A 19,173-nucleotide genomic window follows, 5' to 3' on the forward strand; every position below is an offset into this window, starting at 1 on the left:
GCGATCAATAATCAGCGTTAGCGTCAGCCAGGTCTTCCGGCTCAGCCTCGGCTACTGCAGCTTTACCAGCTGCTTCGACAGCACCGGCGTTGAGCAGCTTGTCGCGGATCTGCTTCTCAAGGGTGGCAGCGATTTCCGGGTTCTCCTGGAGGAACTTGGCCGAGTTGGCCTTGCCCTGACCGATCTTGCTGCCCTGGTAGCTGTACCAGGCACCGGATTTTTCCAGGAAGCCGTGCAGCACGCCGAGGTCGATGATCTCGCCATTGCGGTAGATGCCCTTGCCGTAAAGGATCTGGAATTCAGCCTGACGGAATGGTGGCGCAACCTTGTTTTTGACGATCTTGACCCGGGTTTCGCTGCCGACCACTTCGTCGCCTTCCTTCACCGCGCCGGTACGGCGGATGTCGAGACGGACCGAAGCATAGAACTTCAGCGCGTTACCACCGGTGGTGGTTTCCGGGCTGCCGAACATCACGCCGATCTTCATGCGGATCTGGTTGATGAAGATTACCAGGCAGTTGGCGTTCTTGATGTTACCGGTGATTTTACGCAGCGCCTGGGACATCAGACGAGCCTGCAGGCCCACGTGCATGTCGCCCATTTCGCCTTCGATTTCGGCCTTGGGTACCAGGGCCGCCACGGAGTCGACGATGATCACGTCAACGGCGTTGGAACGCACCAGCATGTCGGTGATTTCCAGAGCCTGTTCGCCGGTATCCGGCTGCGAGACCAGCAGGTCGTCGACGTTGACGCCCAGCTTGCCGGCGTATTCCGGGTCCAGGGCGTGCTCGGCGTCAACGAAGGCACAGGTAGCGCCCATCTTCTGCGCCTGGGCGATCACCGACAGGGTCAGGGTGGTTTTACCGGACGACTCAGGGCCGTAGATTTCGACGATACGGCCTTTAGGCAGACCGCCAATGCCCAGGGCAATGTCCAGGCCCAGGGAGCCGGTGGAAATGGCCGGAATCGCCTGGCGCTCGTGGTCGCCCATGCGCATGACCGCGCCTTTACCGAATTGACGCTCGATTTGCCCCAGGGCCGCAGCCAAGGCGCGCTTCTTGTTGTCGTCCATTGAAGTCCTCACGTAATCGATAGGGCCTGACGGCCAGAACACCTGTATAAGTAGCCAGTATTATTCCACAGGGTTTTCTTCCCGCCTACCCCCGATGTGCATTTACTCTGCACCAAGCTGTAACAAGCCCTCTAGCGCGGCGATTACCGTTTGTCGGCGCACCGCATCACGGTCGCCGTCGAAGTGCCGGCGCTCGCTGCTGACATGGCTGCCGTCGGCCCAGGCCAGCCATACGGTACCCACCGGTTTTGCCGGCGAGCCGCCATCGGGCCCGGCCACGCCGCTGACCGCCACGGCAAAGCGCGCGCCGCTGGCCGCTTGGGCGCCGCGGACCATGGCCTCGACCACTTCCTGGCTGACCGCCCCGACCTCGCCGAACAACGCCTCGGGCACCGCCAGTTGGCGAGTCTTCTGGCTGTTGGAGTAGGTCACGTAACCGGCTTCGAACCACGCCGAGCTGCCCGAAGTGCGGGTGATGGCCTCGGCGATGCCGCCTCCGGTGCAGGATTCGGCAGTGCTCACTTGGGCATTGAAGCGGCGCAAATGTTCCCCCAGGCGGGCGGAAAGCGCAGTGATCGGGTCCATGGCAGGCTCCTTGAAAGTCTGCCGCTTACCCTACACCAGCCGCGATCAGCTACACAGTCTCATTGCGCCAGCGCCCGCACGTAAGCCTGGCAAGCGCGCAAGGCGATCAGTCCGCGGTCACCGTCGTCGGTGATGGCGACAATTCGTCGAGCATGCGCCGGGTCAAGTCGGGCGCGTACGGGGTCATGATCCAGGCTGCCGGCGCCGGCGGCGGCAGGCACGCCGGCGCAACCGGCGGCGTCGCGCTCGACCAGGACCGACAGCCGCAGGTCAGCAGTAGCCAGGCGATCACGCAGGCGTGCCTGAGTCTGTTGGGCATCGAATAACTCCTGATAATGTTGCTGCTCACTGACTTCCAGCCGTTGCGCCAGCCCCTGGCGTTGCAGGCGTTCGGCGACCAGTTGCGCGGCCGCGGATTCAGCCTGGGCTTGCCACTCCCGTCCATGCTGTTCGGCTTGCTCCGCCAGTTGCCGGCCCATGCGCCAGCCCTGGACCTGCCAGGTCAGCGCACAGGCCAGCAGCGTCAGCAGCAGGCATGCCCCCGACTGCACGCGGCTCAACACAGCACCTCACGGGCCCGGGCCCACAGTTTCAGGCGGTCCTCCAGGCCATTGAGCCCGCCGTTGATATGCCGGGTGATACGGTTGAACTCGCTGCGGTCAGCCAGTTGATTGAGGCCGCGCGAGTGCCAGAACCAGGCCGCAGACTCGGCTGCCCATTGCGGTTGTTCGAGCAATTGCGGCTGCTTGAGCAGGCGCTCGTCGCCAAACAGGGCCATGCTGCAGGCCCGGTAGTTGTTGCGCCCGGTGACCTGAATCAGGCCGCGGCCGCAGTACAGCTGACCGTCGCCGTCAGCCTCGGGGGTATTGCCCAGGCGCAGGGCCAGGGTGCCGGTGTCGTAGCGCGCCAGGTAGCGGTCATTGCCCAGTTCCTTGACGTAGCGTAACTGGCCGGACTCATGGCCGACCTGGGCGAGGAAGGCCGCTTGACGCCGCGGGGTATCGATTTCCCAACGGACCATGGCGGCATTTATCGCAGAAACAAAAACGCCCGCTTGCTGGCGGGCGTTGGGGAACATCAACTGCAGCGTTTTTTCAGTTAGCGCCATTGATACCTCATACGTATTGCTTAGTCCATTCAACGAGAGACACCGCCTTTGCGCGGCCTGGCGCCCTTGGCCCGAGCCTTGCCCTGCTTGCCAGCATTGCATTCGACCGTGGTCGTCCAGCCGGACGCCGTGAACACCTGCTCCACCGACTCCACCAGGTACTCACCATCGAGCCCGATCTTGAAGCCCTTCAACTCCACGCTCCGTTCGGTGAACAGATCTGTACGCCCGGGCATATCCAGTCGGACACTGGCGGTACTGCGGTTGAGCGCCGCCAGCTTGGCTTTGGCCACCTGCTCGGCGCAGGCCTTGTCGGGGTAAAGGTGGCGGTCGGTGTGAACCGGCGCCACCCCCTGCGGTGTCTCGGCGTTCGCCAGGTCGACCACCATGAGCTGGCCACTACGCTTGTCCTGATGACGGGTCTGGACCGCCTTGTAGGTCCCCTTGTCGGCCAGGCGAAACTGCCAACGCGTGACATCCGCCCGACGCACGCCGACAACGCCAAGCGCCTTGCCACTAGCGCTCTGACCGCCCTGACGCGGTAGCACCAGCAGGATGCCGTCGCCGACCTTGGCCGTGCAGTCGTACTGTTTGGCCAAACGCGTGATGAAGTTGAAGTCCGATTCGTTGAACTGATCGACCCGCAGCACCCTGGTCACCACCGGACACGCTGGTTGCCAGCCGTTACGCGCGGCGATATCACGCACGATCTGCTGCAACGGGATGTTCTCCCAGCTGCCGCTGCGCGTGGTCTTGCCGGTACCGCGCATATCGCTGGCCTTGCCACGAATAACCACGCTGTCGGGTGGCCCGGTCAACTCGACTTCATCCACGGTGTAGCACCCCAGACGGGTCAACGTCTGGCTGGCGTACCCCAGGTGAATCTCGATCAGCGCGCCACGCGCGGGCAAGGTCACCGCACCGTCGCGATCATCGATACGCAGCTCGAAATCATCCGACTCCATGCCAGGCTTATCCGAGGTGCGCAGTAGCAACAAGCGATCATTGATCACGGTGGTAATGTCGTTGCCATCGGCGACAACACGAAAAACAGGTTGCATGGCTCATGCTCCAGAAAAGCAGCCCCCGCACGGGGCGGGGGCTGCTGGTTGCACGGCAGGCCGGGGTGTCAGTCCCATAGCTGTACCGTGGCATCGGCAGCGGCGGTCAGGTCTGGCAATTGAACCAGCACCCCGGCGCGAAAAGGCTGGGGTTCGTCGGCCAGCCCTTGATTGGCATTGAGCACCGCCTCGACGCTGCCATTGAGATGCCCGTAGTAGTGTTGGCAAAGGGTATCGAGCACGTCTCCTTCAGAGGTTCTGCAGGTCGTCGCCATAGCTCACAAACTCCAATGTAAAGCCCTGCTTTCTGGGGATGCCCCCCGCCAACAGGTTGCTCTGATCTTCATCGATGCTGAGCAGGCACCAGTTACCCAGGACCTCGCCGTAACCGGTGATCAGACTTAAGGGGCGCAACAACCGTCCGATGCTGCGCAACGTCTGTAACTGACCCAGGCCGCTCTTGAAGGTGGGAAATATCACGCCCCGAATATTGATTTTTTCCTCGCCCAGGCTCACCGCCTGCTGGGCGGCACTGCGCGTGAGACGCTCCTGGCCGACCCAGCGAAAGCTGGTCTGGCGCCGCAATTCTTCGAAGGCTGCCGTGTCGAGGTTGAAGTAGTAACCCGGCGACTCACCATCCAGCGGTTGCAGGATCAACAGGTGCGGGAAAGGTTTGACCGCCTCCGCGGCTGGGGTGACGGTAGGGGCGAAACTGCCGGTGGGCAGAATATTGCCCAGCGATGGGCTGATCTTGCCGGCAATTCGGTTGATCGTCGCTGCTGCCTTGGCCGCCTGCTCGCCGAATGCCTGAACCCGCTCCTGAACCTGCACCACTACTGCCAATCCCTGATCGTATTTGGCCGAGACGCGGTTAACGGCCGCTTGTGCGCTATGGATGGCGCGCATCGTACGTTGCAGCTTTGCCCCGATAACCGGCCCGACAAAAGGGATGGCCTCAAGCTCGGCAACAGCGCCGCTGATGTCGCTGACAGCGCCGTTCATCGGTGCCAGCATGTCATCGGCGCTACGCCGCCCCGCCTGCCCTGCCGCCACCACGAAGCGCAGCGCCGACTGTAGCTGCTGCATGTAGGTCATGGACTCTCCTTAAACGTAAACATGGGGAACGTCGGACAACTGCCGAGAGTTCGCCATGCGCATCAGTTCCTCGAATTCACGGCGGACCATGGCCTGCAGGTTCTGGGCGAGCAGCATCGGGTCGGTGACGCTGCCCTGGACCGTGATGGGCATGCTGGGGGTAAAGGTGAATTGCTGGGTAACCGATTGCGGCTGGCCAAGCCCTTCGCCCACCGGCTTTATCGGCGCTGGCAGGGTGTCGTTTGCAGGCGTTGCACTCACCAGTGAACGCGCCACCTCACCCGGTTGTGCAGCCACCGGTCTAGTGGGTTGCGCCTGGGTGTCGGCAGGCTTTTCTCCCTCAGCGCAAGACACCATGCGCTTGCCCAGCCAGCCACCGATTGCATCACCCGCCATCCCACCGAGCATGGCGCCAATGGATGTTCCGATTACCGGGACGAACGAGCCCACCACGCCACCAATGACCGACCCCACCAGACCGCCAGCAGCCGCACCGTAACCCTCGGCTTTTTCTTCCGGGGTGTCGGCAGTCATGAACGTTGCAACAGTATTGATACCCGACGTGAGCAAGGCCGGGCCACGAACGCCCTTGATCGCCGCACCAATCTTGCCGGCAGCACCCACCGGGCTGGCGGGAGGCGCTGGCGGCGGTGTGGACGGACGTGGCGCAGGCGCCGGGCGCGTCGGAGCCCGCCGAGTCGATGCGCGAGGCTGGCGTTGCGGTGCCCTGCGTTGCGACGTCCGGCCTTGCGGTGCCTTTCGCCCGTTGCGGGTCGGCTTGCGGCACTGACCCGGCTTCCTCACGCAGCAGCCAATGTCACTGGCATTGACGACAAACACATTGAGCGGGTTATTGAGCACATTTACGTTCGACAGGTCAGTGCCCTGCCCTGGACCGCCCGCAGCCCCCTCCGGCGTCGGCTTGCGTTTGAGCCTGTTCAAAAGGCCCTTGGCAGCTTCACCACCTTTGAGTGCCAGCAAGGTCGTACCGAGCACCGTGGCACCCGCTACCAACCACTTGAGCGCATCCGGAGCGGCCGTGAATTCTTTGGCCATGGCAGCCACGCCCAAGGCCAAGCCATCCGCCAACGGCCGCAGGGAATCACCCAAGCTGCGTAGCGCCTCATCGACCGCGTTGGACGCTTCGCTCAAACGCTGATCAGAAGTTCCACGGCGTGCAAGCAAATCCCTGTCGAGCACGCCCTTGGCACCCGAGGCTTCGGTACTGCCTAGTGCCTTGTCCAACGTTTGGTTCTGCGCTGCGGACAGACTGTCGGCAGCGCCTTCGCCCGTTCCCTTGCGCTGAAACACTATGTGCTCCAGCGCTTTCTCCAGCTCATCCGGCCCGCTCACCTGAGGTTTTTTCTGAACCTCGCCGACCAGGCGTGCCGCCTCCTTGGCTGACACATCCTGGCCAACCGCGAATCTGGCCGCCACGGGGGCGTAAGCAAGGGCTTTATTCAAGCCCATCCCCGTGTCGAACAACTGCTTGATCAGCTCAGCTGCCTGATTGCGCTCCATCCCTGTTGCGTCGGTGATCGTCGTCACCTTGGCGATGATTGCCTGCTCTTGCGCCGAAGGTTCTGCACCATCGGCCACCCCTGCGCTGATGGCAAGATCGCGGGTGATCTTCTGATACTCAGCGCTGATCTGGGTGGGTAGCAGCAACACCCGCGAACGTTTCAATACCTCGCCAACGAGCGGAATGTCCTCAATGACCTTCAGGTTGTCCCGTTTGGGTGCTGTATCCGTTGCCGGCGGCCCGGCCTTGCCCACAGCCACCACGATCTGCTGCTGACGAAACCTGCCCAGCGCAACGACCTGCCGCTCAAGCAGGTTGAGCGTTGCCTGCAGGTAAGGGCGCAACTCGCCCAGCCAGTCCAGGCTGCCTTGCGGTGCAGACGTTGCGCCGTTGCGCAAGCTGAAGACTTCAGCGTAAATGCTCTCCAGAACGTTGGTATTTTCCTTGATACGGTCTTCGATCGACTTGAACGCAATACCTACCGTAAATGCGACGGCGGCACCGAGTTCCAGTTTCAATGCCGAATTGCTCGTCATCTGATTCCCCCTATAGCCACGCCACAGGCTTAATCCGTGAGCCACCAGAGCATGTCGCTGAACGACATGCTCATGATTTCGGCGGCGGAAAAGTTCAGCTCCCTGGCCAATCGCTTTGCCGCCGCCTTCTGCCCATTGGGGTCAAACCTCGTCGTCTTGCACCAGGCGAAAATACCCGGCCTGCAAGCGGCCATAGTCTTTCAGGGCTAGCCCTTCGAGGTCCTTGACCCCCACTTCGGCCAGCGAGGCGAAGAGGTTCAGTTCCCGTTGCTCATCGTCACTGTTAGAGGCCGATTGCGCGGCACGAATGTCGCGTACGGTCGGTGCACGCAGCGACAGGCTGTCGACTTGCACGCCATTGGCCTCGGACGGTTTACTGAGTGTCACGACAACGCGTTCGGTGCTCACGGCCAGCCAACTCGGGGTCTTGTTTGCTTGATTCATGACAGCTCCTTACAGGCCCAGGGCCGAACGTTGGGCGACAAGCTGATCGACGCCATTGATGACGCGCTTCATACCGATCGGATCGATTTCGTAGACCAGGCGGCCATCGACTTCGAGCTTGTAATAGGTCACGGCCACGTTGTGCTTGATCTCGGCCTTGTCGCCCGGCTTCCAGTCGCCCATGTCGACTTCTTTCAGCGCCCCGCGCAAGGTGACGATGACCGGGGTGATCTTGCCTTTGAGGCCTTTGAAGGCACCGCGGAAGGTGCCGTTGAACGCCGAGCCGTCGGCCAGGCCGAAGAACTTCAGCGACTCGCGACGAACGCCAGTGGTGACAAAACCGGCTTCCTGCTTTTCCATGCCCATGTCGATCTCGACCGGCATGTCCATGCCGCCGGCACGGTGCTCCTCCATCTTCAGGGTGAGCTTTGGCAGGGTCAGGCTGGGGACGTCACCTTGAAAGCTGACGCCATCGACGAACAGGTTCAGGTTCGCCAGGGTTTCGGGAATCATTGCCATGGTTATTGCTCCTTAAGCGGCTTGGTCGAGGACTTCGGTCAACCATTGGTTGGTGACCTCGACACGGAAATTCGGGTTCTCGGCTGGCGGCACGTCGGTGAAACGGATGTTCCAGTACACCTTGCCCTGCTCCAGCTGGCTGGCGGTGTTCAGCTCGGGGTCGGCGAACACTTCGAAATTGATGATCGCGCCCTGGGCTTTCAGATCACGCATGAACGCCTGCAGGCCTTCGGTCACATCCTTGACGTAGGTCGCGGTAATCGAGCGGTCCACCGCCCACTTGTGGCCGTAGAGGATCGCGTCCATGACAATGTCCATGGTCCGCACGCGGGTGACGAAGGCCCACTTCGGGTCGCTGCTCAGGGTGCGGTTGCCCCACAGGCGCAAGCCGTCATCGCGGATCACGGTGGTGATGTTGGCGTTGTTCAGCAGGTTGGCCCGGCAGGTCGCGTCGCCATCCAGGTACTCGATCGAGCGGCTGGTACCGGTGATGCCGACGAACGCCTTGTTCGACGGCGAGGCCCAGAAGCCGTACTCGCTGTCGGTCCAGGCGAACAGGCCGGCAACCCAGGCCGAAGCCGGTGCATCAAGGGTTGCGTTCTTGCCGGTGTCCCAGTACTGCACACCCGGGTCGACCAGGTAGGCACGCTTGGCGCCGAAGTTCTCGGCATAAGCGATCGCCGCTTCGTCGGTGCTGTTCGGGCCATCGATAATGGCCAGGCCGCGCAACTTGTCGGCCAGGGCCACCAGGGCGGTACCAACCGCCAGGGTGGAGCTGTGCTTTGGCGTTACCAGCAGGCGTGGCTGGGCGTTGAAGCGGCTTTTGCCGTCCAGCAGCGCCTGCAGGCCGGTGCGTTTGCCATCAGCCAGCACGCCGCCGATGATTGCCGAGGTCTGCGCCACCTCCTCTTCGAGCTTGGCCACGCCGCAGGCGACGATAACCGCCTTGGCGCGGCTGTAGATGGCCTGGCAGGCCCGGGTGATCGGCGCATCGGCGCCGAACGCGGCGATGGCTTCACGTTCGCTGGTGATCAGCACCAGGTCATTGGCCTTGGCGCTTGCGCCCGGGCCTTCAGTGAAGGTATCGACCAGGCCGATGATCGAGGAAGAAGGCAGCGCGATGGTGCGTGCGCCGGTGTCGACGTTGGTTACGGTAACGCCGTGGAAGAATCCACTCATGGGTAAGTCTCCAGAAATGCGAAGGCCCCGCGGTGCGGGGCCTTCAAAGGGTTTGTTGCGGGTAAGAAAAAGCCCCGGCGGTGCGGGGCTTTATTGGACTTGTTCGGCGATCCACGGCGGCGCTACCGGCCGCTGCCGGGTATCGGGGAATACCTCAGACTGCGGCCAGTCTCGAAGAGACTGACGGTAGCCCAGCAACACTGCTATCTGCTCAGGGGTGTTGGTGGTCGCTAAGCTCAAGCTCTGCTCTTCGCTGTAGCGCGCCACGAGCCATTGGGTAGCAACCAGTTGGCTGTCGCGCCACTTGCGCTCCATGGCCGCCACTTCTTCCGCGCTCAGCGGTGGTGGGTCGATGAGAATCGGTACCCCGTCCACATCGAGCCCGATTCGCTTCCCTAATTCCAACCCCTTCTTGAGCGCCTGATACTGCTTGTCAGTCAGCGCCACCGAATCGGCAGGCATTTCAGAATGAACACACGGCGCGTAGAAGCCGCCGCTTGCATGACTATAGAAGATGTGCATGGTTACTTCCCGATGGCGAACCAGACAACGCCGTAATTGCCGAGCGCCTGATTGGTGAAGATTCGATACTTGGTCTTGTCCAGAAAGCTGCCCATGAACGTGGGAGCAGTATCGGTTACCTGTACAACTTGTGCCCACATCGGCCACAGGCCATAGCCCGCGTTAGGGAACGCCAGCGGCATGGTTATGTCCGATCCTTGGCTACCGCCAGAAACAAACAAGCCGCCCCACTGGACCACTAAACCACCCAGAAACTCAGGAAAGACAATGAACCCGGAGCTACCAATGCTCATCAGAAAGCCCCAACGAAGCTTTTTAGGTGTGACAAACGTGGTGTCATCAACTCCTGCGTTAACCATTGCCTGAGTCGCTACTTTCGCCACACCCAACACGGTCTCGGTCGCTTGGATAACGGCTTTATAAATCGCCTGAAAAACTCCTTTGGGCGTCATCCACTTACTGCTACTTACCCCCGCTTCCGCCTCGGCCTGGCTGGCTTTGTCCATCGTATTGACTGCGTCGGTGATGCCGTATCCCGCCAGCGTCTGCGGCAGCTGATGCAGATGGCTGAATTCGATGTTCGAGGTGTCCAGCGCGGTAGAGGTGGTTTCCCACACAATCGGGTTAGTCCCGGCCTTGGAGCGACGAATGAACAAATTGCCGTTTGAAGCAGCGATGCAAATTGCCGTCGCATTGGGGTTATGCCGAACCCAATCGACCCCATTGAAATAGCAATTCTGAGCCAAGACCGATTCCGAAACAGACGACAGGAATCCGTACAAACCCGCATGAACATCCAGGCTTCCACCAGGTAGAGGGTTCAGGTTGGGAATCGCATCCACGATGCCATACCCGGCCAGGGTTGTCGGGTTGAAGCCCTCCTGCACAATGCCACGCTCATTGGTTCTGACCTTCGTGAAAGTGCCTACTGTCTTGTTTGGCGGCAGCACGCTCAAAATCAGCGAGTCAACGTACTCACGGGTGGCCAGCACTACGGCCGGGTCAATCTTCAACTGCACATTGGCAGTACTGGTCACGATAATGTTGAGCCGCACCACCTGAGTCTTGCCGGTGCCCTGATTGAGCAACGGCTTGAAACTCGGCGCACAGTTGGCCACCGCAACCAGGTCACCGTCAGCGTCATACAGGCCGATTTCGCGAATCCACCACCCCCCCACATCCGGCGGTATCACCTGCTCGGCGATGATGACGCTGGCGTTGTCCGGGTCGACCTTGACCTGGTTGAGCGGTGCCCTGCGGCGTTCGTTGATGAGCTTTTTCTGATCCCTCGACGGGATCGGGTCGGTCAGGTTGGCATCGCCAACCCCCATTTGTGCAAAGGTCCAAGGCACGCCCAGGGCGTTGGCATTGGCCTGTTTGGCCTCCCCCACCGCCGTGAGGATGGCGAAGAACTGGCTTGTCTGGTCTGTCATGAGTACACGTCCAGGGTTTCAATTTGGTGTTCGCGGCCAACATGGCCGTAGCTGCCGCTGACTTCGATGTCGCGTGAGGCCGGCGGATAGATGTCGATTTCATCGCCTTCAGAAAGGCTCACTCCCAGGCGCAAATAACCATTGCTCGCGAGCGTGATCGCCAACCCAGTCAGGTGGCGGCTGACCGGCTTGGCGTCTTCGATCAGCCGGGTCAGTTCCAGGTACATCTCTTCGGAGATTCCGTTCTCCAGCACCCCGACCTGAAGCGCAAAGGTACCCGGCACACCTTGCGGTACCGTCTGCCACCACTCCTTCACTTCAATCAGGTAACCCAGCGGCTCCACCACCCGGCGAAGCGCACCGATGGTGCCCTTGTGTGCATGCACGTAGAACGCCGAGCGGATTACCGAACGCTTGATTGCCTCTGGCCAGGTTTCATCCCAGCGGTCTACCGACCAGGCCCAGGCCAGTTGATGCAACAGGTGCGCCGGGCAGGTGTCGGGGTTGTACAGCGCACGCAGGGGGACTTCGGTGGTTTCAACGCCGGCGGCCTCGATGGCGTGTTCGAGATCGGTACTGTTGAGCGGGAGCAGGCTGTCCATGTCAGCTCCCCCGGGTCACGGTGACCCCGTCGCACCAGGCCGCTTGCGCCTGGGTCGGGCGGATGTCGGTCCAGTTGTTCAGGTCGACCCGGCTGACGCCGTTGATATGCAACTGGGCATCCACGCCCGAGCGGGCCACTTCAGCACCCAGGCGTCGGCGCGGATTGATCCAGGCTTGCAACCGGCGTTTGCACTCGGCAAGCGTCGCTTCGATTTCCGGACCGCTACCGCTCATGTGCACCACCGCATCAATGCGATAGCGCAGGATTTGCGCACTTTGCACCGTCAAGCGGTCGCCAACCGGGCGCACGTCATCGTCATTGAGCTTGAGCCGCACGGTTTCCAGCAGCGCTGCTGCGGCACTGCCATCGCCTTCGAGCGCCAGTACCGTCACCACTACCTGAGCCGGCGACGGGCTTTCGGCCGTGGCATCAGCCACCTGGCCGGACGCATTGCGGGCATGCAGGATGTAACTGTTGCGCGGGCCGGCGGTGGTCAGCCCTTCATAGACCAGTTGCACCCGCTCACGCAGGGCATCGTCTGCTTCGAGCACCTGCGGCGCTGGCGGCACCGTGTTTGTGTCCCCGGCCTGCACCACCAGCCGCTGCAGTTGCACATTGGCCGCCAGTTGGTCCAGGTCGGAACCTTGCGCATAGGCCAGTAACAGCGCCTTGGCGGCGTCGTTGACCCGTGCGCGGTTGAGCAGCTTGCGGTAGGCACCGACTTCCAGCAGTTTGTTCACCGGGTCGCTTTCGACTACGGCGTCCCAGTTGTCGCCCATATGCGACCGGAAGGTCGCCAGGTCGGTCTGGAAGAGCGCCTCGAAATCGAGGTCTTCCAGCACCTGCGGCGCGGGCAGCGCCGAAAGATCCACACTACTCATGCCGTTACCTCCCGGCCTGCTGCAGAAACGAAAACGCCCCGAAGGTCGGGGCGCTCAAACATGCTCCAGACTCTCAGGCGTTGCCGACACCGACCACGCTGGCGCGAATGGCGGCAATAGCCTGATCGGCAATGGCTTCAGCCTCATCGTGGCTGCTGGCCTTGAGCGCGGACTGTTTGCCCTTCAGGCGGGCGGCGCGAATGGCATACAGGGCGGCTTTCCAGGCATTTGCCTCAGTGAGGATGCTTTCGGCCGCTGCTTGCGGTGGCAGGTTGGCGGCGTCTGCCCAAGCCTTTACAGCCGGTGGCATTTCTCCTGCGAAGTGAATTGCTTCGAAAGCCTTGGCTTCTTCCTCGGCCAACTGGTATTCAGCCACCCGCAAGGAGTCACCAAGCACAGCAATACGTGAATGATCTGCAGCCAGATCGATTTGCTGGGCTACAACGACAAGCGCGGCAGCCAACGGCAGTGCTTCATAGTCGTAGCCGGCGTAACTGGTGCCACCGTGAGTTACAAAGAGGTTTTGCTTTTGCATGTTGAATCCCTACAAGGTGGCCAAGTTGGTCAGGACGTTACTCAAATCCTTGGACGGTGTACCACCAGCCACGCCGAAAATGTAGCGACCAGGGAAAGCGGCAGGAAAGCTAGTTGTAACCGCTTGAAAAATCACTGCATTGTTGTGATAAAGCATCAAATATCCGGAAAAATCCGCAGCCATCTGTACATCGCACGCTGCAAGCTTGAGTGCTTGGCAAGCAACGATCTGGACACTGTAGGACTTGAGCATGATATTGGCCGTCCCTACCGGCGGCGGCGTAACTCCGGACGGACTTGGCAGGGTCAGCGTAATATCCAGAAAACCCAGGCCTTCCCCTGACGCCAATACGAAGCCCGACAGGCCGTTGTTTCCATCTCCGGCGAGGTAATAACTGATATTGAACTTACGTTTAACACCAGGGGTATCGCTGCAAATATTGAGTTTATTCAGCGACACAAGCAGAGCGCCGCTATGCGTGTAGTCGCTCATCAGGCGGACGTTACAGACACCGCCCACCGGAGTACTGGCTACTGCTTGGTTGATAGTTTTGAAAGGCTCTTGTGCACTTCCGACGCCCTTATCATTGCCTGCTAGAAAGTCGACGAACCACGATCGTTCCATATTCGGCACAGCGGCAACAGCCGACGCAACCGCCGCATCAATCCCCGCCTTCTTGCCATTGAAGTAACTGATCAAATCAGTCGTTTTCGTCACCAAATTGGCAACATCAGTCTCAAGACTCATCGGTCTTATGCTCCGTGCATGTTTTCAATAACGAGCTTCTGCAGTGCGATGACCGCCGCTGCATTGCTCACCGTAGCGCTCAACAGGCCGTCGCGGTCTGTGCTTTGGCGTTGTTCCACCGCTTTCATACGTTCGATCAGGTTGGCAATCTGCTCACCTGCGATCCGCTGGCGAGTGGCTTGATCATCCAGCCGGTCCTGCTGCTGCAAACCGCGCAGTTGCTCAGCGATCAACGCCGATGCCTGGGCCGCCAGCGGCGCCGCCAAGGTCAGGTTGAGCCCGGTCGCACCGCTGACGATGGTCACGCTGTTGGCCGGCAAGGCCGCCAGTGACAGGTCGTAGGCGAGCAGTAGGTCGGTTCCTGAAGGCTTGTAGGCCAAGGCTTCGGTCGGGTGTGACCACACCGCCAGCAAGGTGCCGTCGCTGAGCAGGAAGCCGACTTCACGCACCCAGAAAGCACGATCGCCATCCGCTACCGCAGTGAGGTGAAGCTGGTTATTGCCCATGCGCTCACCACCGGAAATGGGGTATTTAGCGGTCTGCGCTTTCAGGCTTTTCTGCTCGGCATTCGGTGTGTAGCCCGACGTGCCCAGCACCACATGGCTGATTTCAGCCGCCAGGCCGGTGTTGTCCGCCCGCCAGATCGCGGCCAGGCCGGCCTTGGTAATGACAGGTTGCAAGGGGGTACTCATAGCACTGCCTCCATCGTGCCGCGCACGACGATACGGGCCCGCGCCGCGTTGGCGAGCTGCAGACCCTGTTGCGCATTGATTGGAACGCCCATAGCCTCGGCCGATCGCCGAACCAGGGCACAGAAGTTGGCGGCGTTGGCCAGGCGCAGGCCGCCGTCAAAGCCGGCGCCCAGGCGAAACTGATAATGGCTGCGCTCGTTTTTCGCCGCATCGACCAGGGCGCGCAGCCGGGCATAGAGCTGTGGCGAAAGAATCGAGCCCTCGCCTGGGCGGTTGTCGTTGGCCCAGGCGGTCAGCTCGAAGGTGTAGGGTGCGGCACCGGGAATCTGTTGCCACTCCCTGAATTGCGAATTGACCCGCACCGCCTTGAGCACCCGGCGCACCGCGCCTACCGTGCCCTTGGTCTTGTGCACCGGAATCGCCTCGTGAATCAGCTCACGTTGCTGCGCTTCGGATTCGGCCGCTTCCCAACCATCGACCTTTAGCGCCCAGGCAAGCCAGGGTAGAAAGTTGGGCGGGCAACGTGCCGAGTCGGCCACACCGTGGATGATCTGCGCATCGATGTTCAGGTCGCAGGCTGCCAATAAGGCTTGCTCAAACGCTGTCGAGTTGTGCGGAAGCAGGCTCATGTGACCACCTCGGTGCTCAAGGTGATGCGGCGACAACTTGGATAGTGACGTTTGTCGCTGATGACATCCGCAGTCGGCTGGGTAATTCGCACCCGCCGAACACCCGCGGTATGCAGCGCGGCGTAAATGGCCGAAATCGGCAACAGCCCCTGCAGTTGCCTGGCCTGGGCGATAGCGCCATCCAACGCGGCCCGCACCTCGGCTTCGACCACCAGTGGATCCGGCCCGGCTTCCAGCTCCAGGGCCGCCACCACGCTGAACTCGGTCGGCTGGCCAAGCTGCACGCGCGGCCGGTCGGTCAGCGGGCGCACGTCCTCAGCCGAAAGCGCAGCCTCCACGGCGCCAACCAGCTCGTTGCCCGGCACCGGGCTGTCAATTCGAGGCAGAACAGCCAGCGCCACATCGCCCGGCAAGGGCTTGTCCAACCCGGCGTCATAGTCACACACCAGGACAATGGCGCCGGCCGGCAGTTGCGCCTGCAGCGCGGCACTGATCGCCACACCCTTGAAGGTTGGCGAATCCACCGACACGCTGGCGACATTGGCCGACGCGCTAAGCCCATGGAATTCGTAGGCGCCGCGACTGCCGGCTACCGATAAAGCTTCCAGCGACAAGCGGGTGCGGTAGCGCAACTCGCTATCGCCTTCCAGCACCGCCGCCACTGGGGGCACGGCATCGGGATCGGCAGGCGTAATCACCAGGCGCCGCACGCCATAGTCGGCCGCGCGATTGTCCAGGTCCGCGCCCTTGGCATAAGCCAGCAGGCTGGCCTTGGCCGCATCGTTGACCCGGGCCCGGCCGAGCAGCTTCTGATAGGCTGCCACTTCCAGCAGTTTGACCACCGGGTCGGACTCCAGCAGCGCGCTCCATTGATCGCCCATCTGCAGACGAAAATCCTCCAGCACTTGCTGATACAGCGTTTCGAACTCAAGGGTTTCCAGCACATCCGGCGCAGGTAACAAGGACAGGTCAATCATGCGATGACCTCCAGGCTGGTCGGTTGCGCAAGGTAGACCCCAGTCAACTGCAGCGTGATCTGCCCACCCACCACCGCCGTCACCCTGACCCGCTCCAGCTTCAGACGCGGCTCCCACCGGCCCAATGCGCGCGCCACCTCTGCCTGCACCGCACTTTTCCAGCCTTCATTGACCGGCAAATCGACGAAGCGGCGCAGCTTGCTGCCGTATTCCGGGCGCATGCGCCGGCTGCCGAGCGGTGTGCTGAGGATGTCCTCGATGGATTGGCGCAAATGTGCAATGCCGGATAACGGCTGGCCGCTCCGGCGATCCATGCCGATCATTGATGTTCTCCAGGCGTAAAAAAGCCCGCAGTGGGCGGGCTGGTTTTCAGTGTTTGTGATTGGCGGTGTTGCCGCCGGTGTCGATGATCTTGCCACCGCCGAGGATGTCACCGGTCACCCGTAGGGGCCCGCTGATCTGCACCTCACCGGTCAGGCTGATGCTCGCGGCATTCGCAGTGATGGCCTGGTCAGTCACCACTGCCGAACTGCTGCCAACCTTGATGCTGACGGTACCGCTGGGCAACTCGATGCTGTAACTGCGGGCCTGCCAGTCGTAGACCAGCGAGCCACCATCGTCGAAACGCCAGACCTCGACATGCTCGCGGTTGTCCGGCTGATCGCCGGCATTGCCGTACAGGCCCGGCACAAAAGTACCTTGCGCCGGCTCGCCACTCGGGCTGATCAGCACCCCCTGTTCGTTGAGGCTGGGCGCACGCCAGTGGCGGGCCTTGCCGGCGGCCTGGCTGTGCCAGCGCAACCAGGCGCTGGTCCAACCGGCGCCGTCGGACACCCGCACTCGGGCGGCGGCAAGGTCAACGGCCACCACTCGACAGGGAATCACCAGACCGGCGAGCATACGGTCGTGCATGGCGCTGGCGTAGCTCATGGCATGTCCTCCGGCGATTGGTAATCCGCCTCAAAGCCCGGGCCGGTGTCGGGGCTGAAGGCAAAGGCCAGCGGGCCTGGTTCATTGGGCCATGGCCACTGCTCGGCCCCCAGGTACAGGACCTGCTCCCACTGCACCAGCCAACTGATTGGTGAAGGCGAGCCTGCTGGGGGTTGAACCACCGAAGCCAGGACATTTTTCGCGGCTTCGACAAAGTTCATTTGCCAGTACTGCTGGCGCAACAAAACCGTCAGTTGCGTTGCCAAAGTCGCCACCTGCAATGGCGCCTGCGCAACACTGGCATCGACCAGGATGCGCGCTTCGAAGGTTGCCAGGAGGCAACAGCGGCCATCGCCCGGATCAGTTCCGGGCTTGAGATTGGTCATGGCGTGGTACAGCGCCGGCAGCGCTGTGTTCTGATCCGTTGCGGTATAGGCGGCAACGGTTTCAAGCTGAGGCATGGCGGCCGTGATGGTCGCGGTGATGGCCTCGTGTAACGTCTGTAACTCGCTCACTGTCGGTCCTCCCGCTCACAATCGCCCGCCTGCCCCACTGCCGGTTGCTCCAGGCCCAAGCGCTTGGCCGCCCATCGCTCATACAGGCCTATGGCGACATCAGCACCGGCCATCGCCGTCAGGCAGCCAAAAGCACTGGCCGTCCAGATCGACAACCCGCTGGCATACAGCAGCATCACAGTCGAAACGCCACAGACCATGCAGGCTCCCGAGCGCAATACCAACCGCCGAAACAATGCCCAGCCATGCGCACCGGCCTTGTCGGCACGCCACATCTCACCGGACACTCCGCCCAGCAACGCCAGGACGACCACCAACCAGATCGGCATTTCCAGCAACGTCTGTTGTTCGTTTGTCACTGTCCTGTCTCCTTTTTGTTATCCCACATAGCCCTGAGGACCCGCAGGGTTGTTCTGATGTTCAAGCGCCGATCACTCGGCATTCCAAAAAGCCCGGCCTCCCCAGGCTTTTCAGTAATGCGTTGTCGAACCGCCCGCCACGACTGGTGCGCTGGGCGACTCCGCTTCAAATTGTTCCTCCGGCCGCGGCCACCTGCCCGCCGGATAACTGCTTCTGGTGCTTTACGCTGCACACCCGGGCCAGTTGCCAACCCTCTGAACAGTTCAGGCCTGTTCATCGCTGCCTTTGTCACTACCGGTGTCGACCGGCTTGAGACAAAGATTATGCACTGATGCATATGCAGTCAATGCATTTGTGGAAATATTTATGCATAGGGAAATGCACCTACGCATGTAAGCCTTGATCTACCTGGGTTGGTGGGGTTTTCTGAAGGCGAAAAAAAACCCGCCGAAGCGGGTTTTCAGAAGGCACGGACTACTCAGCGCGCGTACATACCCCACCAGAACACATGGCCGAGGATGCTGATCTGTTCTTCCTGCATCTGCTGGAAGCTGTAGTCTTCATCCGGGTGTTCGTCGCGGTTGAAGCTGCGCAGGCGAATGCCGGTAGGCAGGCGATAAAGCTGCTTAACCCGCAGCTGACCATTATGGTTGATGGCGTACAGGTCACCGTCGACGATGTCGCCGATGCCGCTCTTGCCGGCGTTGACACCGACCGTGGCGCCATCGCGCAGTACCGGCAACATGCTGTTACCGCGTACCGTCACGCACTTGGCCTGGTCGAACTGCACGCCGTTGTGGCGCAGGCTGCGCTTGCCAAAACGCAGGCTGGCCTTCTCGCTTTCTTCGATGACGAATCTTCCTGATCCTGCAGCCAACTCGACCTCGCGAAGAAACGGAATGGACACCTCGTCGTCCTCGACGGGGGTGTCGTCATCCCACAGGCTGATGTCGCGCAACTCGGCGTGGCTGCGTGCGGGCGCGGCTTCGCGGCTTTCACCGAGCTCGACGCGACCGCGTAGCTGGTCAGTGCTGACGCCGAAATATTCGGCAATCTTCGACACATGCTTATCGGACGGATCGACGATCTTCTCGCTGAGAATGCGCGACAGGGTGGATTGCGGCACGCCAGTACGCCGGTGCAGCTCCGTGGGGGAGAGACCGTGGCGATCGAGCAGTGCTCTGAGGACGGATGCTACGTTGCGTTTTTGCATAAAATGCATAATGC

General features: G+C 61.5%; 25 protein-coding genes. All 25 read right to left on the reverse strand.

What is annotated here, in order from left to right; translation table 11 throughout:
* Positions 1-4: 4 nt before the first annotated feature.
* Entirely contained in the window at positions 5-1,072 is a 1,068-nt protein-coding gene (gene recA, locus NLX68_RS07350) for a recombinase RecA (protein WP_254283475.1), read from the reverse strand.
* A gap of 102 nt (positions 1,073-1,174) precedes the next feature.
* Positions 1,175-1,657, reverse strand: a complete 483-nt coding sequence (locus NLX68_RS07355) for a CinA family protein (protein ID WP_254283476.1) — start codon at positions 1,655-1,657, stop codon at positions 1,175-1,177.
* Between the two features lie 59 nt (positions 1,658-1,716).
* Positions 1,717-2,217: a lysis system i-spanin subunit Rz gene (locus tag NLX68_RS07360; protein ID WP_254283477.1), complete on the reverse strand. Its 501-nt coding sequence runs from the start codon at positions 2,215-2,217 to the stop codon at positions 1,717-1,719.
* Positions 2,214-2,765, reverse strand: a complete 552-nt coding sequence (locus tag NLX68_RS07365) for a glycoside hydrolase family 19 protein (protein WP_254283478.1) — start codon at positions 2,763-2,765, stop codon at positions 2,214-2,216. The genes NLX68_RS07360 and NLX68_RS07365 overlap by 4 nt, the downstream gene beginning before the upstream one ends.
* Positions 2,766-2,794: 29 nt before the next feature.
* A complete protein-coding gene (locus NLX68_RS07370; RefSeq protein ID WP_254283479.1) occupies positions 2,795-3,826 on the reverse strand; it encodes a phage late control D family protein in 1,032 nt (343 codons plus the stop codon).
* Positions 3,827-3,894: 68 nt separating this feature from the next.
* Positions 3,895-4,101, reverse strand: a complete 207-nt coding sequence (locus NLX68_RS07375; protein ID WP_254283480.1) for a tail protein X — start codon at positions 4,099-4,101, stop codon at positions 3,895-3,897.
* Positions 4,076-4,921, reverse strand: coding sequence for a phage tail protein (locus NLX68_RS07380; protein WP_254283481.1), 846 nt, complete (start codon positions 4,919-4,921; stop codon positions 4,076-4,078). The genes NLX68_RS07375 and NLX68_RS07380 overlap by 26 nt, the downstream gene beginning before the upstream one ends.
* Before the next feature lie 9 nt (positions 4,922-4,930).
* Positions 4,931-6,979, reverse strand: a complete 2,049-nt coding sequence (locus NLX68_RS07385; RefSeq protein ID WP_254283482.1) for a hypothetical protein — start codon at positions 6,977-6,979, stop codon at positions 4,931-4,933.
* A 141-nt stretch (positions 6,980-7,120) separates the two neighbouring features.
* Positions 7,121-7,423, reverse strand: coding sequence for a phage tail assembly protein (locus tag NLX68_RS07390; protein ID WP_010224786.1), 303 nt, complete (start codon positions 7,421-7,423; stop codon positions 7,121-7,123).
* Between the two features lie 9 nt (positions 7,424-7,432).
* Positions 7,433-7,942, reverse strand: coding sequence for a phage major tail tube protein (locus NLX68_RS07395; protein ID WP_254283483.1), 510 nt, complete (start codon positions 7,940-7,942; stop codon positions 7,433-7,435).
* Between the two features lie 12 nt (positions 7,943-7,954).
* On the reverse strand, positions 7,955-9,121 hold the full coding sequence (locus tag NLX68_RS07400; RefSeq protein WP_254283484.1) for a phage tail sheath family protein: 1,167 nt from the start codon (positions 9,119-9,121) through the stop codon (positions 7,955-7,957).
* 90 nt (positions 9,122-9,211) lie between these two features.
* On the reverse strand, positions 9,212-9,643 hold the full coding sequence (locus tag NLX68_RS07405; protein ID WP_254283485.1) for a phage tail assembly chaperone: 432 nt from the start codon (positions 9,641-9,643) through the stop codon (positions 9,212-9,214).
* A 2-nt stretch (positions 9,644-9,645) separates the two neighbouring features.
* The gene (locus tag NLX68_RS07410) at positions 9,646-11,076 is read right to left on the reverse strand and encodes a phage tail protein (protein ID WP_254283486.1); all 1,431 of its coding nucleotides are present in this window, start codon (positions 11,074-11,076) and stop codon (positions 9,646-9,648) included.
* Positions 11,073-11,678 (reverse strand): phage tail protein I, encoded by a 606-nt coding sequence (locus NLX68_RS07415; protein WP_254283487.1) that lies wholly within the window; start codon positions 11,676-11,678, stop codon positions 11,073-11,075. The genes NLX68_RS07410 and NLX68_RS07415 overlap by 4 nt, the downstream gene beginning before the upstream one ends.
* A gap of 1 nt (position 11,679) precedes the next feature.
* Positions 11,680-12,561, reverse strand: coding sequence for a baseplate J/gp47 family protein (locus NLX68_RS07420; RefSeq protein WP_254283488.1), 882 nt, complete (start codon positions 12,559-12,561; stop codon positions 11,680-11,682).
* A gap of 73 nt (positions 12,562-12,634) precedes the next feature.
* Positions 12,635-13,096, reverse strand: a complete 462-nt coding sequence (locus tag NLX68_RS07425; RefSeq protein ID WP_100783002.1) for a hypothetical protein — start codon at positions 13,094-13,096, stop codon at positions 12,635-12,637.
* A gap of 9 nt (positions 13,097-13,105) precedes the next feature.
* Positions 13,106-13,843 carry a hypothetical protein gene (locus NLX68_RS07430; protein ID WP_254283489.1) on the reverse strand — a complete coding sequence of 246 codons (738 nt, stop codon included), beginning with the start codon at positions 13,841-13,843 and terminating at the stop codon, positions 13,106-13,108.
* Between the two features lie 5 nt (positions 13,844-13,848).
* Positions 13,849-14,535 carry a phage tail protein gene (locus tag NLX68_RS07435; RefSeq protein ID WP_100783000.1) on the reverse strand — a complete coding sequence of 229 codons (687 nt, stop codon included), beginning with the start codon at positions 14,533-14,535 and terminating at the stop codon, positions 13,849-13,851.
* A complete protein-coding gene (locus NLX68_RS07440; protein WP_254283490.1) occupies positions 14,532-15,164 on the reverse strand; it encodes a phage tail protein I in 633 nt (210 codons plus the stop codon). Before NLX68_RS07440 ends, NLX68_RS07435 begins: the two co-directional genes overlap by 4 nt.
* A complete protein-coding gene (locus NLX68_RS07445) occupies positions 15,161-16,141 on the reverse strand; it encodes a baseplate J/gp47 family protein (protein ID WP_254283491.1) in 981 nt (326 codons plus the stop codon). The genes NLX68_RS07440 and NLX68_RS07445 overlap by 4 nt, the downstream gene beginning before the upstream one ends.
* Positions 16,138-16,464 (reverse strand): GPW/gp25 family protein, encoded by a 327-nt coding sequence (locus NLX68_RS07450; RefSeq protein WP_100782997.1) that lies wholly within the window; start codon positions 16,462-16,464, stop codon positions 16,138-16,140. The genes NLX68_RS07445 and NLX68_RS07450 overlap by 4 nt, the downstream gene beginning before the upstream one ends.
* A gap of 46 nt (positions 16,465-16,510) precedes the next feature.
* On the reverse strand, positions 16,511-17,071 hold the full coding sequence (locus NLX68_RS07455) for a phage baseplate assembly protein V (RefSeq protein WP_036994087.1): 561 nt from the start codon (positions 17,069-17,071) through the stop codon (positions 16,511-16,513).
* Entirely contained in the window at positions 17,068-17,586 is a 519-nt protein-coding gene (locus NLX68_RS07460) for a hypothetical protein (RefSeq protein WP_254283492.1), read from the reverse strand. Before NLX68_RS07460 ends, NLX68_RS07455 begins: the two co-directional genes overlap by 4 nt.
* Positions 17,583-17,945 carry a phage holin family protein gene (locus NLX68_RS07465; protein WP_010224801.1) on the reverse strand — a complete coding sequence of 121 codons (363 nt, stop codon included), beginning with the start codon at positions 17,943-17,945 and terminating at the stop codon, positions 17,583-17,585. Before NLX68_RS07465 ends, NLX68_RS07460 begins: the two co-directional genes overlap by 4 nt.
* A gap of 479 nt (positions 17,946-18,424) precedes the next feature.
* A complete protein-coding gene (locus tag NLX68_RS07470; protein ID WP_026001408.1) occupies positions 18,425-19,168 on the reverse strand; it encodes an XRE family transcriptional regulator in 744 nt (247 codons plus the stop codon).
* Between the last annotated feature and the right edge of the window lie 5 nt (positions 19,169-19,173).

It is taken from the genome of Pseudomonas sp. SBB6 (assembly GCF_024213215.1).
GTDB lineage: Bacteria > Pseudomonadota > Gammaproteobacteria > Pseudomonadales > Pseudomonadaceae > Aquipseudomonas > Aquipseudomonas donghuensis.

Coding starts and splice junctions, on each gene's coding strand:
- NLX68_RS07450 (WP_100782997.1), bottom strand. CDS start 16,464: ATGATCGGCATGGATCGCCGGAGCGGCCAGCCGTTATCCGGCATTGCA.
- NLX68_RS07365 (WP_254283478.1), bottom strand. CDS start 2,765: ATGGCGCTAACTGAAAAAACGCTGCAGTTGATGTTCCCCAACGCCCGC.
- NLX68_RS07355 (WP_254283476.1), bottom strand. CDS start 1,657: ATGGACCCGATCACTGCGCTTTCCGCCCGCCTGGGGGAACATTTGCGC.
- NLX68_RS07420 (WP_254283488.1), bottom strand. CDS start 12,561: ATGAGTAGTGTGGATCTTTCGGCGCTGCCCGCGCCGCAGGTGCTGGAA.
- NLX68_RS07415 (WP_254283487.1), bottom strand. CDS start 11,678: ATGGACAGCCTGCTCCCGCTCAACAGTACCGATCTCGAACACGCCATC.
- NLX68_RS07390 (WP_010224786.1), bottom strand. CDS start 7,423: ATGAATCAAGCAAACAAGACCCCGAGTTGGCTGGCCGTGAGCACCGAA.
- NLX68_RS07435 (WP_100783000.1), bottom strand. CDS start 14,535: ATGAGTACCCCCTTGCAACCTGTCATTACCAAGGCCGGCCTGGCCGCG.
- recA (WP_254283475.1), bottom strand. CDS start 1,072: ATGGACGACAACAAGAAGCGCGCCTTGGCTGCGGCCCTGGGGCAAATC.
- NLX68_RS07380 (WP_254283481.1), bottom strand. CDS start 4,921: ATGACCTACATGCAGCAGCTACAGTCGGCGCTGCGCTTCGTGGTGGCG.
- NLX68_RS07430 (WP_254283489.1), bottom strand. CDS start 13,843: ATGAGTCTTGAGACTGATGTTGCCAATTTGGTGACGAAAACGACTGAT.
- NLX68_RS07385 (WP_254283482.1), bottom strand. CDS start 6,979: ATGACGAGCAATTCGGCATTGAAACTGGAACTCGGTGCCGCCGTCGCA.
- NLX68_RS07370 (WP_254283479.1), bottom strand. CDS start 3,826: ATGCAACCTGTTTTTCGTGTTGTCGCCGATGGCAACGACATTACCACC.
- NLX68_RS07425 (WP_100783002.1), bottom strand. CDS start 13,096: ATGCAAAAGCAAAACCTCTTTGTAACTCACGGTGGCACCAGTTACGCC.
- NLX68_RS07395 (WP_254283483.1), bottom strand. CDS start 7,942: ATGGCAATGATTCCCGAAACCCTGGCGAACCTGAACCTGTTCGTCGAT.
- NLX68_RS07445 (WP_254283491.1), bottom strand. CDS start 16,141: ATGATTGACCTGTCCTTGTTACCTGCGCCGGATGTGCTGGAAACCCTT.
- NLX68_RS07410 (WP_254283486.1), bottom strand. CDS start 11,076: ATGACAGACCAGACAAGCCAGTTCTTCGCCATCCTCACGGCGGTGGGG.
- NLX68_RS07470 (WP_026001408.1), bottom strand. CDS start 19,168: ATGCATTTTATGCAAAAACGCAACGTAGCATCCGTCCTCAGAGCACTG.
- NLX68_RS07375 (WP_254283480.1), bottom strand. CDS start 4,101: ATGGCGACGACCTGCAGAACCTCTGAAGGAGACGTGCTCGATACCCTT.
- NLX68_RS07405 (WP_254283485.1), bottom strand. CDS start 9,643: ATGCACATCTTCTATAGTCATGCAAGCGGCGGCTTCTACGCGCCGTGT.
- NLX68_RS07400 (WP_254283484.1), bottom strand. CDS start 9,121: ATGAGTGGATTCTTCCACGGCGTTACCGTAACCAACGTCGACACCGGC.
- NLX68_RS07455 (WP_036994087.1), bottom strand. CDS start 17,071: ATGAGCTACGCCAGCGCCATGCACGACCGTATGCTCGCCGGTCTGGTG.
- NLX68_RS07440 (WP_254283490.1), bottom strand. CDS start 15,164: ATGAGCCTGCTTCCGCACAACTCGACAGCGTTTGAGCAAGCCTTATTG.